The organism is Photobacterium damselae (assembly GCF_003026815.1).
Taxonomy (GTDB): domain Bacteria; phylum Pseudomonadota; class Gammaproteobacteria; order Enterobacterales; family Vibrionaceae; genus Photobacterium; species Photobacterium damselae.
In genome coordinates, this window is sequence record NZ_PYOG01000002.1 from 110,450 (window position 1) to 123,388 (window position 12,939).

General features: G+C 40.1%; 11 protein-coding genes. 5 read left to right on the forward strand and 6 right to left on the reverse strand.

Annotated features, from left to right (window positions below):
• Positions 1-23: 23 nt before the first annotated feature.
• Together CTN07_RS03415 and CTN07_RS03420 are read left to right on the forward strand one after the other, a co-directional pair.
• Positions 24-1,241 (forward strand): iron-containing alcohol dehydrogenase, encoded by a 1,218-nt coding sequence (locus CTN07_RS03415; RefSeq protein WP_005298784.1) that lies wholly within the window; start codon positions 24-26, stop codon positions 1,239-1,241.
• A 467-nt stretch (positions 1,242-1,708) separates the two neighbouring features.
• Positions 1,709-2,296: an acetate uptake transporter gene (locus CTN07_RS03420; protein ID WP_005298785.1), complete on the forward strand. Its 588-nt coding sequence runs from the start codon at positions 1,709-1,711 to the stop codon at positions 2,294-2,296.
• An 80-nt stretch (positions 2,297-2,376) separates the two neighbouring features.
• On the opposite strand, the gene CTN07_RS03425 is transcribed toward CTN07_RS03420, so the two are convergent.
• A complete protein-coding gene (locus tag CTN07_RS03425; protein WP_036763608.1) occupies positions 2,377-2,694 on the reverse strand; it encodes a DUF3861 domain-containing protein in 318 nt (105 codons plus the stop codon).
• Between the two features lie 106 nt (positions 2,695-2,800).
• On the opposite strand from CTN07_RS03425, the gene CTN07_RS03430 reads away from it, so the two are divergent.
• Positions 2,801-3,232 (forward strand): MarR family winged helix-turn-helix transcriptional regulator, encoded by a 432-nt coding sequence (locus tag CTN07_RS03430; RefSeq protein ID WP_036763611.1) that lies wholly within the window; start codon positions 2,801-2,803, stop codon positions 3,230-3,232.
• A gap of 71 nt (positions 3,233-3,303) precedes the next feature.
• Here CTN07_RS03430 and CTN07_RS03435 read toward each other — a convergent pair whose 3' ends face one another.
• The 5 genes from CTN07_RS03435 to pabB form a co-directional block, all read right to left on the reverse strand.
• Complete coding sequence (locus CTN07_RS03435; protein WP_036763614.1) at positions 3,304-4,182, reverse strand: AraC family transcriptional regulator; 879 nt, start codon at positions 4,180-4,182, stop codon at positions 3,304-3,306.
• 538 nt (positions 4,183-4,720) lie between these two features.
• A complete protein-coding gene (locus tag CTN07_RS03440) occupies positions 4,721-6,082 on the reverse strand; it encodes an L-serine ammonia-lyase (protein ID WP_036763616.1) in 1,362 nt (453 codons plus the stop codon).
• A 236-nt stretch (positions 6,083-6,318) separates the two neighbouring features.
• Positions 6,319-7,572, reverse strand: coding sequence for an aromatic amino acid transport family protein (locus CTN07_RS03445; protein ID WP_005298788.1), 1,254 nt, complete (start codon positions 7,570-7,572; stop codon positions 6,319-6,321).
• A 190-nt stretch (positions 7,573-7,762) separates the two neighbouring features.
• Positions 7,763-8,362 (reverse strand): CoA pyrophosphatase, encoded by a 600-nt coding sequence (locus tag CTN07_RS03450; protein WP_005298789.1) that lies wholly within the window; start codon positions 8,360-8,362, stop codon positions 7,763-7,765.
• A gap of 64 nt (positions 8,363-8,426) precedes the next feature.
• Positions 8,427-9,836 (reverse strand): aminodeoxychorismate synthase component I, encoded by a 1,410-nt coding sequence (pabB, locus tag CTN07_RS03455; protein WP_005298790.1) that lies wholly within the window; start codon positions 9,834-9,836, stop codon positions 8,427-8,429.
• A gap of 162 nt (positions 9,837-9,998) precedes the next feature.
• Here pabB and CTN07_RS03460 point away from each other — a divergent pair, with 162 nt between their 5' ends.
• Together CTN07_RS03460 and CTN07_RS03465 are read left to right on the forward strand one after the other, a co-directional pair.
• Positions 9,999-11,516, forward strand: a complete 1,518-nt coding sequence (locus CTN07_RS03460) for a fumarate hydratase (RefSeq protein ID WP_036763619.1) — start codon at positions 9,999-10,001, stop codon at positions 11,514-11,516.
• Between the two features lie 384 nt (positions 11,517-11,900).
• Entirely contained in the window at positions 11,901-12,938 is a 1,038-nt protein-coding gene (locus tag CTN07_RS03465; protein WP_036763622.1) for an efflux RND transporter periplasmic adaptor subunit, read from the forward strand.
• The last annotated feature ends 1 nt before the right edge of the window (position 12,939 follow it).

Below are 12,939 nucleotides of genomic sequence, written 5' to 3' on the forward strand. Positions count from 1 at the left end.
GTATTAATGGTTATGGAGTGCCTATGTTTCAATTTATGACATCAACAAGGATAGTATTTGGTGAACACGCTCTGGTTGAATCACTGAGCTCTTTAAATCAATTTGGTTACAGTGTGTTATTGGTAACAGGCCAAGACAGTTCCCGAGCGCAACCCTTAATTGAATATTTTCAGCAACAATCGATGCGCTTTCAGCAAGTTTCAGTACTTGGTGAACCATTGATTGCGATGGTTGAAGAGATGGCGGCAATGGCTAGGCAGTTTCGACCTGATATGGTGATTGCAATTGGTGGTGGCAGTGTGCTTGATACCGGAAAAGCTCTTGCTGCATTAATACCCAACCAAGGCAGTGTTTATGATTACGCTGAAGTTGTTGGTAGAAATTTACCTTTGCAGAGTAAACCTATTCCTTTTATTGCGATACCAACAACAGCAGGGACGGGCTCTGAAGTAACACGTAATGCGGTGTTAAAATCGGCTCAAGAGAATATCAAAGTCAGTTTGCGTAGTCCGGAGATGTTGCCTGATTTAGCGATTGTGGATCCGACGTTAACCTATGGTATGTCGCCACAATTAACCGCATGTTGTGGGATGGATGCGTTCACCCATTTAATGGAGGCATATGTTTGCGGTGAGCCCAATGCATTAACTGACATGATTTGTGAGGAAGGGCTAAGACGTATTGCAACCGCTATTATTCCGGCCTGTGAGCAAGATGATCCAGAAGCTCGTTCTGATATGGCTTTTGCCTCTATGCTGGGGGGAATGGCTCTGACTAACGCCAAACTAGGGGCTGCTCATGGCCTTGCTGCAGCTCTGGGTGGTAGATTAAATGCTCCCCATGGTGTCATCACGGCTCGTTTAGCACCTTATGTTATGGAAGAAAATGTTGCCATTGCAAAAGAGCAAAACAGAAAAGATATATTAGGTCGTTATAAGAAGCTTGCCGAGATCTTGACGATCAAGCCATGTGCCGAAATAGAAGAGGGGATTGATTGGGTCAAGAGTATTTTGACTCGGTTAGAGATCCCTTTGGTTGGTCAATATGGGTTATGTGCGACCATGTTTGATGAGGTAGCTAAAGACGCCTTACTGTCAAACTCAATAAAGGGGAATCCAATACCACTAAGTCAAGAGAGATTAGAGAGTATTTTGGAGCATATTTGCCAATCCTGTAGTTGTCATTTAAACACGAATGACGACTCTATTGAACAAGATGAGCCAATGGTTGAAACGCAATAAAGAATAATTATTGTTAAATTGGAATCTTAAATAAAAAGCAGTGTGAAGCTGCTTTTTTTATGAGTTTTGTATGATGATTTCGCGTTATTAAATTAGTTTTATAGGAAAAGCACTTTTTTCAAGTTATGACAAAAAACATACTCGATATGACTAAAGTAACGTTTACTGAACATAGTTAATGTGTCGGTATTTTATCTAATATTTTGAATGTTAACGATTTTTTGTGACGGTTCTTATTTTCTACCTATTACTTAGGATATAAGTTGTAACACTTATTTATAGATGGCTGCATTAAATTGCTTTACAAAAAATCAATAAAATGAAATTTTTTGCAGATATGAACGTTTTTACGTCATTTTTACATTGATCTCAACGATCGCATCCTTTAGAATTCGCCCCGCATTTTTGGATGCACCATTTTTTGATTTTTTATTATTTTTATTGATTTACTCCTGCAGGGGACCTAAATGTCAACAAAACTAGCTAATCCAGCACCACTAGGCCTAATGGGCTTTGGTATGACAACAATTCTTTTGAATATCCATAACGCGGGCTTTTTCCCTCTAGATTCAATGATTCTGGCTATGGGTATTTTTTACGGTGGTCTTGGTCAAGTTCTTGTTGGCATGATGTGCTTCAAGCGCGGTGACACATTTGGTACAACAGCATTTACATCTTACGGCCTATTCTGGTTAACTCTTGTTGGCCTGATTGTAATGCCTAAGATGGGCTTTGCAGCAAGTCCTGCTCATTTCATGGGTTGGTACCTAGGCCTTTGGGGGGTATTTACTGCCTTTATGTTTATTGGTTCTCTTCGTTACCCACGAGCAAAGCAAGTAGTATTTGGTTCTCTTACTATTCTGTTTTTCCTACTTGCAGCGCGTGATTTCACTGGTAGCGCATTGATTGGTACTATTGCAGGTCTTGAAGGTATCTTCTGTGGCGCAAGTGCTATCTACTTCGCAATGGCACAGGTACTTAACGCTGAATACGGCCGTACTATCCTTCCTGTTGGCGAGCTTAAAAAAGAAGAAACACTAAAAGCTGCTGCTTAATAGATAGTTAGAACAAAAAACCTCGCACTAACGCGAGGTTTTTTTGTATTTGAAACTTTTTTGTATTGAGACATAGTCATTTACAAGGCGGATTTATTTGCCTTAATCGTGCTTTTTATTTTTTGCATAAAGGTCTTAAAGTGAGGAAAGAGATCAACAAATAAAGAATCCTTACGATTTTTCATGAGTACTGGACCTAGTAGTCGTATTGCCACCCCAGCTCTTACCGCATCATCATCTTCTAATCCACTGTGATTTTTAACATCCTCCACAATATGAAGCATGTCTTCTCGATCATTTAATTCAAAAGTTAGCTGATTTAATAATTCTTGATTGGTTGGATTTACTTCTTCTACGGTAATTCGGTATTGATGGCCTTTAATTTTTGATGTTTCCATCTTTATCTCCTCGAGCTTGAGTTATTATTGTTGTTAGTTGATAATATCAACTTAATTTTATTTGTTGATATTGTCAACTAAATTTAATAAAGAGGAGTGATGCTTTATGGAACAGACTGATTTTACTGATAGCTTGTTTACCCTAGTTCACACAATAAAACGTCATGTGTATGAACAGGTTGAAGCCTTGGAGCTAGAGGTTGCTCCTATGCATGTGCGAGTTCTTAAAATCATTAATAAAAAATCGCCTCATTGTACTGCAAATGATATAGCTCTTATGTTGACAAGGGATAAAGCTCAAATCACACGATTGGTGAATACCTTGATTGCGCAGAGCTTAGTTGAAAAACGATCAAACAGTCAGGACCGTCGCAGTCAATTTCTAGTTTTAACGCAGGAAGGTGAGGATCTTATTAAGAAAATTAGAGTTGTTGATGAGTCGATAAAAAAGAAAATGATGGATGGACTGACAGACAAAGAGCTACAAGAGATAACGGCGATTAGTCAAAAAATGGTAAATAACTTAAAAACCAAATAGAAAAAACCTACCAACAACGTTATATGTTGGTAGGTTTATCTCAAAGACCATTCTGGATAAAAGACATGGTCTTAAACGACATCAATCGTCATTTCAGCTTTTGGAGTTAGCTGATGAAGCGCAGACATGTCGTTATGTTCACGAGAAGTCGCTCTAAACTGTGATGGTGTAATACCGTATTTACGTTTAAACGCATCACAGAAGTAAGCCGCACTTCCAAAGCCAGAACGATGGCCAATTTGTGAGATTGAATAGTTTGAGAAAGTCAGATAATTCAATGCTAGTCCCATACGCACATCAAGCAGTAATTGACTAAATGAAACACCTTCTTTTGCTAAATGACGACGTAGTGTTGATTGAGTTGTAAATAGGGCCTTTGCCATGTCATCAACACTCCACTTACGCTGTGGATCTTGAGTAATTAAGCGAGCAATGGTTCGTTCTTTTGGTTCATCATAGTTGAATCGATAAACATTAAATACATCAATACCAGCTTCGTTAAGTGCTAACAAAATGAAGAAAAGCGATTGGGTCAAAAACGTTTTTTCAAGTCTAGTATCAGCAACAGCAGGTAAGGATTGTTGAAATAGTTGGAAATTTTGCTCAACAACATCTGGTGTTTCATTGAGATGGTAAACCGGCATGCAGTTTGCTGTTGGTGTATTAGGTTGCTTTAGTGATGCCATATATTTAAATGATTGAGCAATGGTTTCTTCACCTACCATTAATAGTTGTAACTCAATATTTTTATGACAGTCTTTTTGATTAATTGTGCATGAGATGTGGCTAAACTTAGGAATTACTAACGTTGCGTTGCTGCTAATTGTAACTGATTGTCCGTTGATACAAACATCGCCATCACCATTTTTTAAGTTTACGATCAAATGATGATCAACATAGAATTCTTTTAGGACGATATGGCTTTGTGACAATATACGTTTATATTTCATACCGAAACTCGATCTTGTTGTTATAAATATTAGTCCTCCATGAGGTTGCTGTTGATATTCATGAACACAGCACCAATCAAATATCATCCTTGAGAAGCTTCTTTCTGATATACCTAAATTAATTGTTTATTCCAAGCTACAAAAAAACTTGGGTATATAAGATAAGTCTTAAGCCGTGAGTGCGAGTATAGGACTAAACGATTTGTTTGAATAGTATAATTCGAGTGAATGTTTAAAAATCTATACCTATATCAATTCATTTATAATAATTTGCTTGTTTTTCTGAATTACATAAGAGTTGTTTATTGCTTTTGTGCTTTTTTCTGGAATAAAAAGAGATCAAATACGATAAAAAAGTTCAAATTAACAACTAAAAATGCATGGTATATGCTAAATTCTTAGAATATTTTTGATAATTTAGGTATTAGCTTACATTTAAGTGGAAGAGATGTGGAAATGCAGTCGTGTCTAAATTGAAGATATAAAAAAGCCACACTCAAAGTGTGGCTTAGATATAACTAGAAATGTGCCTTTGCTGTTAGCAGATCACTTTGATTGCTAGACCGCCTTGAGACGTTTCACGGTATTTTGCATTCATGTCTTTACCCGTCTCTAGCATAGTTTCAATAACTTTATCTAGAGATACACGAGGGTCTGATGAACGACGTAGAGCCATTCGACATGCGTTGATAGCTTTAACCGCTGCAATACCATTACGTTCGATACATGGAACCTGTACCTGACCTGCAACAGGATCACAAGTTAGACCTAGGTTGTGCTCCATTGCAATTTCAGCAGCCATACATACTTGCTCAGGGCTTCCACCCATAAGCTCAGCAAGGCCGGCAGCGGCCATAGAACAAGCTACACCAACTTCACCCTGACAACCTACTTCGGCACCAGAGATAGAAGCATTACGCTTGTATAGGCCACCAACTGCACCAGAAGCTGCGAAGTAACGAGTGTATTCTTTAGGGCCTACTGATTGGATAAACTTATCGTAGTAAGCCAGTACCGCAGGAATGATGCCACATGCGCCGTTTGTTGGTGCAGTAACAACACGACCACCCGCTGCGTTTTCTTCGTTAACAGCAAATGCAAACATATTAACCCAGTCAACAACTGTCATTGGGTCATTGCTTAGTTTTTCTGTTGTGATTAGTTGCTGGCGAAGAGCGGCTGCACGGCGAGGTACACGTAGAGGACCAGGAAGAATACCTTCTTCAGTCATACCACGTTCCATACATTCACGCATAGTACGCCAGATGTTAGCGAAGTAAGTGCTGATTTCATCTTCAGCATTCATTGCGCGCTCGTTAGCCATCACAAGAGAGCTGATAGATAAACCGCTTTCTTTACATTGAGCTAATAGTTCTTCAGCAGTGGTGTACATGTAAGGTACTTGAACAGTTGATGACTGCTCTTTACCAAAGTTTTCTTCATCTACAATAAAACCACCACCGATAGAGTAGTATGTTTTAGTGTAAGCTTCTTCTTCACCAATCCAAGCACGAATCGTCATGCCATTTTCGTGAAGAGGAAGGTTAGTTGTGTGGAAGTTCATACCACCATCACGAGGGAATTCAACCGTATGACAATGCATACCTACAGGAAGACGCTCTGTTTCTTCAACGCGAGCAATAAAGCCAGGGATGCTATCGATGTCAACGTGTTCTGGGCTGTTACCAGCAAGACCCATAATAATTGCGATATCAGTATGGTGGCCTTTACCTGTTAGAGATAGAGAGCCATATACATCTACAGTAATCTTAGTGATGTCACGTAATTTACCCATCGCACGAAGATCGTCGATGAATTCTTTACCAGCTTTCATTGGGCCTACAGTGTGCGAACTGGAAGGACCCACACCAATTTTATAGATATCAAAAACACTGATCATGTTGATTACCTCAGTCGGGGGAAGCGATCTTGCCTCCGGCCAAGACTGTTTAGTTTTTCTCAATCTCGCCCCTTCCTTGGCGAGTAGTAAAAAGCAAAGAGCAGTAGATGATTTTTAGTTCATCCCTGCTCTTAAATTATCGTCTATTGTACGTGATTTGTCTTATAAGACTATGCGTTACTACACATTTCTGCTGATAAGTTTCTCACGTTCAGCATTATATTTTTATGCTGATTTTATAGTGCACCGTAGATTACAGAAGTAATTGACGCAATACCACAAAGAGCTGTGAAAATACGTGCAGCTGATGATGTTTTGTACTTCGCCATTGCTGGAACCTTGTACATTGCAAATACTGGCATCAAGAATAGGATTGCAGCAATCATTGGTGCACCCATTGTTTCAATCATACCTAGGATACTTGGGTTGATGATTGCAACGATCCAAGTTGTTACCACGATGAACACTAGAGAGATTTTCTCAATCTTGCTGATAGACATATCAGAGCGAGATTTAACAAGACCAACTAGACCTTCGTGAGCACCTAGGAAGTGACCAAAGTAGCTTGAAGTAATTGCAGCGAATGCAACTAGAGGACCCAGTAGAGAGATGTATGGAGATTCGTGAACGTTTGCTAGGTAAGAAAGAACAGAGATGTTTTCTGCTTTTGCTGTTGCTAGCTGCTCTGGAGTCATAGAAAGTACTACAGAGAATACGAAGAACATTACAAAGCCCATTAGCATCATTGCTGCGCCACCAGTGATCATGTCAGTTTTCTTCACTGCATCTTCACCGTATACACGACGCTGCTCTTTAGAGAACTGGCTGATAATTGGGCTGTGGTTAAATGAGAACACGATGATTGGAATAGCAAGCCAAACAACAGCAGGCATTGCAGACCAGTCTGGTGCAACAGACATCATTGAAGTGTTCCAATCAGGAATTAGGTAGATAGAAAGAATCAGTAGAACAGCAACTAGAGGGTAAACCATTGCAGAAGTTGCTTTTAGCATTAGCTCTTTACCAAATACTACACCTGCGGTCATTGCTGAAATAAGAAGACCAGATAGTAGCCAACGTGGCATTGAATCCATGCCTAGCTGGTGAACCATGAAAGAGTCTACTGTGTTTGTGATACCAACACCGTAAATCAGTACGATAGGGTAGATTGCAAAGAAGTATGCGAAGGTGATGATGTTAGCACCTGTTTTACCGAAATGTTCTTCAACAGTATCGGTGATATCTGCTTCAGGATTTTTTGCAGAAAGAACGAAACGTGCAAGACCTTTGTGTGCAAACCAAGTCATTGGCAGTGCAAGTAGCGCAAGAGCAACAAGTGGCCAGAAACCGCCAGCACCTGCTTTAATTGGAAGAAACAGAACACCAGCACCAACGGCAGTACCGAAAAGAGAAAGTGCCCAAGTAAAATCTTTGTAAGTCCATCTAGCTTTTGCAGTACCAGTTGCTGCGGTGGTAGAAGTGGTTTGCATAATGTATATATCCAAAAGTTTTGTACGGAACGGAATAGGAACGGTGCGCATTTTCTCTTTTTGTGGCACGAAAACATTGATAAAGATCTCGTTCTGTAACTGACTTGTTTTGCAATACAAATAAAAGCGATCTCGATCACACTTAATTAGTGTCTGGTATTAAAAAAACTAATTATCTTGATAATAAAATCTAATCCCAAATCTGATCTGATAATAATTTAATCATTTGTGCTGTTGCTCCCCAAATTGAATAGTGGCTGAATGGGATTGCATAAATTGTATGATATTCGCCTTTAATGAGTGATTTTTGACTTTTAATATTCACTGGATTGAGTAAAAACTTGATAGGAACCTCAAAAATTTCGGCGACCTCATTAGGATCAATTTTGACTTGATAGTTTTCCATTACTGTTGAAAAAAAGGGGGTTACTCGGTAACCACTTACTGTTTCTAATGCTGGTAAGCGACCTAAAATTTGTCCTTTTGTGCAATCAATCCCCGTTTCTTCTTTTGTCTCTCTTAAGGCTGTTGTCATCAGATCGCCGTCTTCAGGCTCAAATCGTCCACCAGGAAAGGCAATTTGACCGGGATGATGTTTTAGGTGGTGGGCTCGCTGAGTAAGAATGACTTGCCAACCTTGGGGGCGTTTCACTAAAGGAATAAGAACAGCGGCTTGTTTGAATTGGTAATTCGGTGGGAGATGTTGAGATATTCGTGCTCGATGAGAAGCATTATAATCTTGTATAAGTGGGGTTAGAACCAGTTTATTGAGTAGATGGTTTTCATTCATTGTACTGTCCTAAAAAACTAAGCATCACAGTGTACTAACCGTTACTGTGATGCTAGAAATCGAATCATGGTTGACGAGGAAGTGTTGGTAATATCTTACCTAATTTATCTAAAGTTTCTTGATATTCACTGTCTGCTTGGCTATCAAGTACTAAACCACCACCAGCCCAAGCATAAATAGTATTATTTTCAGCAACTAATGTTCGGATAGTAATACTTGTATCCATATTCCCACAGCGACTGATATAACCAATACTGCCACAATAGACGCTACGGCGGTGAGGTTCTAGCTCTTCAATAATCTCCATTGCTCGGACCTTTGGCGCGCCAGTAATTGAGCCTCCAGGAAAACAGGCTCGCAGAAGATCGGTTGCCTGATATTGATCATCCAAAGTACCTGTCACTGTGCTTACAAGGTGATGAACCGCGGGAAAACTCTCTACGGCAAAGAGATGAGGCACTTCTACTGACCCTGGTTTGGCGACTCGGCCAATATCATTACGAAGCAGATCGACAATCATGACATTTTCAGCCTGATCTTTTGTCGATTGCTGTAACTCAACAGCCAGCGCTTTATCTTGCACAACATCGTGATGACGAGGTCGAGTACCTTTAATCGGCTTAGTTTCTATTGCTTTTTGCTTTAACTGAAGAAAACGCTCTGGTGATACAGAAATAATGGCACCTGACTCTGTACGAATAAAACTGGAGAAAGGGGCACCGTTTTTTTGCTCTAAATGACAATAAGCTTGCCACTCATCACCTTGATATTGTGCTGAGAAACGTTGTGCTAAGTTAATTTGATAACAATCTCCCGATAAGATGTATTCGCGGACTTTGTTAAATTTGTTGCAATAAACCTCTTTGGTCATGTTGGATGACCAGTCAGTTGTTAACATAAAATCATCAGAATGTTGTGGCTTGTTTTTATTGTGCTGCAATTGCGCTTGATCTCTTTGCTGTTCTAGCCACTCAAATCGTTGACTATCTCGAGGGGAAATCAAGAAGGCTTTTTGTTCTTTGTGATCGGCAATTAATGCCCAATCATAGATACCAACAGCCATATCCGGTTGATGGATATCATGCTGAGCAATGGACGGAATAGACTCAACCTGTCGACCCAAGTCATAACTGAAATAACCGACGGCACCACCAACAAATGGAATATCTGGAATTCCTTTAATATCAGGGGTTAGTTGCTGTTTTAGTTGCTCTAAAACTGTAAAAGGATCGTCAGTGGTGACTTTTTCGTCGCCATTTGAAAACTTAATACAAGTTGTGTCATTTTGTGTCTGTAAAGTGGCTAAAGGATCTGCAACTAAAATATCAAAACGATTATCTGGATGATCGTCTGCTGCAGAGCGTAATATCATGGCCCACGGTTGACCCGCTAGAGGCTCGAACCAGGACTGTGTTACATTTTTGTGATAATCAATTGCTTGAACCACTAATTGAGGATGAGATTTACAAATCATTTTCTTTTTTGTGACAGGGGTTTGATTAGGAAATAGCGCAAAATTTGTTGTAAGAGTATCATAGCCCGAGTTCGACGCCCAAGGACGAGATTAAAAACACAATACCCTACAATGGAAGAAAGTCGGGGCGCCATGGAATGATAATAATCAAAAGAGGCAATTATGACCGTCATCTGCAAAGAGGATGTAATTAGCAGTGTCGCTGATGCATTACAATACATCTCTTACTACCATCCACTTGATTTTGTGCAAGCTTTAGAAAAAGCGTACCACAGAGAACAGAGCCAAGCAGCGAAAGATGCTATTGCCCAGATTTTGATTAACTCTCGTATGTCGGCAGAGGGACATCGACCTATTTGCCAAGATACCGGCATTGTAACTTGCTTTGTTAAAATTGGTATGAATGTTCAGTGGGACAGTGATTTGACCGTGCAAGAGATGATTGATGAAGGGGTACGTCAAGCTTATACCAATCCATTAAATCCTCTTCGTGCTTCTGTCGTTGCTGATCCCGCGGGCAGCCGTAAAAATACTCGAGATAATGCTCCTGCTGTAGTGCATATCGATATGGTTGCTGGTGATAAAGTTGATATTCAAATTGCAGCCAAAGGCGGCGGTTCTGAAAATAAAACCAAAATGGTCATGCTAAATCCATCAGATGATATTGCTGATTGGGTTGAAAAAACGGTTCCTCTAATGGGAGCTGGTTGGTGTCCTCCTGGCATGATCGGTATTGGCGTTGGCGGCACAGCAGAAAAAGCCGCAGTATTGGCTAAAGAATCGTTAATGGAAGCCATTGATATTCATGAGCTAAAAGAACGCGGAGCCCAAAATGCAGAAGAAGAACTCCGTTTAGATATCTATGAGCGTGTCAATCGCTTAGGTATTGGCGCTCAGGGCCTTGGTGGTTTAACCACAGTTCTTGATGTGAAAATTAAATCTGCTCCAACACATGCAGCATCAAAACCTGTCTGTATGATCCCTAACTGTGCAGCCACTCGACATGTACATTTCACATTAGATGGAACAGGTCCTGCAGAATTAACGCCACCTAAGTTAGAAGATTGGCCTGAAGTTACTTGGGAAGTTGGAGACTCAGTTCGTCGTGTTAACCTTGACTCTGTAACTAAAGAAGATGTTTTGCAGTGGAAATCGGGCGAGACTATTCTTCTTTCTGGTAAGATTCTAACCGGCCGAGATGCGGCTCATAAACGTATCCAGGATATGCTTGCGAAAGGGGAAGGCTTACCTGATGGTGTCGACTTTAATGGGCGTTTTATCTACTACGTTGGTCCAGTTGATGCTGTAGGTGATGAAGTTGTCGGTCCTGCAGGTCCAACAACATCAACTCGTATGGATAAATTCACGGATATGATGTTAGGTGAAACGGGTCTTATGGGTATGATCGGTAAAGCCGAACGTGGTCCAGCGGCTATCGAATCAATTAAACAACATAAAGCCGTCTATTTAATGGCTGTAGGTGGTGCGGCTTATTTGGTTGCAAAAGCCATTAAGAAAGCTCGTGTTGTTGCATTTGAAGAGCTGGGTATGGAAGCTATCTACGAGTTTGAAGTCGAAGATATGCCAGTCACTGTTGCTGTAGACTCAGAAGGTGTCAATGCACACCAAACCGGTCCTGATACATGGCGGATCAAAATTGCAGAAATGCAAAACTCATAATGAAAATTGATTTATAGTAAATAAAAGGAGCTTATATGCTCCTTTTTTGTTTATAAACATAAGGTTATATGGATATAAAATTCTGTTTTTATGAGTTTTGAGTTTTTTGTTGATAAAAAATCATGAAACTTTCCCTTCATAACAACCTATTTTCTGATTAGCACTGAATAACTTTCATCTGCTATCGCTTTCCCATTTTGTGATTGATAACCTCCGGTTTTATTTGTGTTGTCTTATATTTATGTGATTTGTTTGTTTTTTGTGATCAATAATGGTGTATATTGTTGATTGTGTGGGTTTTAAATGGATTATGTTTGTCATTTATCTGTTTTCGATACTACAACTAAACAAGGAAAGACAAATCATAGGGATTGGAGAGTGTTTATGGGGCATCGAATGTCGGTCACCTTACTGTCATGTATGGTGTTAGCCGGATGTGGTGAAAAGGCAAAGGAAATTCCCGAGCCAGAATCGCGCCCAGTCAAGTTATTATCAGTATCTATCGGGGACAATCAAAGTTTTCGAACATTTCCGGCTACTGTGGCTGCGGGAGATAAAGCGGTATTAGCGTTTCGTGTTCCGGGACAGTTACAACATGTTTTTGCTCATCCTGGTGATGTCGTAAAACGTGGACAGAAGTTAGCTCAGTTAAATGTTGATGAGTTATCACTGCAAGTCCGCCAGGCGAAAGCCAACTATCAACTTAAAAAAGTTCAATTTGATCGAAATGCCCAGCTTCGTAAAACCAACGTGGTTTCAGAGCTGGATTTTGATGCTTCTAAATCGGCCTTAAAACAAGCAAAGGCAACGTTAGATAAAGCCAAAGCTAATTTAGCCTATGCAACGTTGAAAGCGCCTTACAATGGCAATGTCTCTTTATCATTGGTTGAAAATTATGAATATGTGGGGGCAAAGCAACCTGTTATGCATATTCAAAGTGCAGGCCTTATCAATGTGACTTTTCAGCTCCCAGATCATCTGCTAACCCGCTTTCAGTCGACTACTGATGACATTACGCCAGCAGTGACGTTTGATACCATTAAAGACCAAACCTATCAGGCCAAATTTAAAGAAATTGATACAGAGTCAGATCCCAAAACATCCAGTTATAAAGTGACGTTATATATGGATCGCCCTGAAGGGAAAAATATTTTGCCGGGAATGTCAGGACAGGTTCGCCTGGCCATTCCAAAAGGTGAATCTGGCTCTGTACCTAAACGAGCTCTTATGACTGAGGGCGATGAGGTTTATGTCTGGCATATTGATGAACAAGGTTTGGCTCATAAAGTTAAAGTTCAACTGGATGAGCAGCAACACATTATATCTGGTTTAAATGATGGTGACCAAATTGCAACATCGGGTGTGAAAGAGTTGCAAGAGGGGCAAAAAGTACGCCCATGGATTAAAGAGCGAGGTTTATAAA

Coding starts and splice junctions, on each gene's coding strand:
- CTN07_RS03415 (WP_005298784.1), top strand. CDS start 24: ATGTTTCAATTTATGACATCAACAAGGATAGTATTTGGTGAACACGCT.
- CTN07_RS03420 (WP_005298785.1), top strand. CDS start 1,709: ATGTCAACAAAACTAGCTAATCCAGCACCACTAGGCCTAATGGGCTTT.
- CTN07_RS03425 (WP_036763608.1), bottom strand. CDS start 2,694: ATGGAAACATCAAAAATTAAAGGCCATCAATACCGAATTACCGTAGAA.
- CTN07_RS03430 (WP_036763611.1), top strand. CDS start 2,801: ATGGAACAGACTGATTTTACTGATAGCTTGTTTACCCTAGTTCACACA.
- CTN07_RS03435 (WP_036763614.1), bottom strand. CDS start 4,182: ATGAAATATAAACGTATATTGTCACAAAGCCATATCGTCCTAAAAGAA.
- CTN07_RS03440 (WP_036763616.1), bottom strand. CDS start 6,082: ATGATCAGTGTTTTTGATATCTATAAAATTGGTGTGGGTCCTTCCAGT.
- CTN07_RS03445 (WP_005298788.1), bottom strand. CDS start 7,572: ATGCAAACCACTTCTACCACCGCAGCAACTGGTACTGCAAAAGCTAGA.
- CTN07_RS03450 (WP_005298789.1), bottom strand. CDS start 8,362: ATGAATGAAAACCATCTACTCAATAAACTGGTTCTAACCCCACTTATA.
- pabB (WP_005298790.1), bottom strand. CDS start 9,836: ATGATTTGTAAATCTCATCCTCAATTAGTGGTTCAAGCAATTGATTAT.
- CTN07_RS03460 (WP_036763619.1), top strand. CDS start 9,999: ATGACCGTCATCTGCAAAGAGGATGTAATTAGCAGTGTCGCTGATGCA.
- CTN07_RS03465 (WP_036763622.1), top strand. CDS start 11,901: ATGGGGCATCGAATGTCGGTCACCTTACTGTCATGTATGGTGTTAGCC.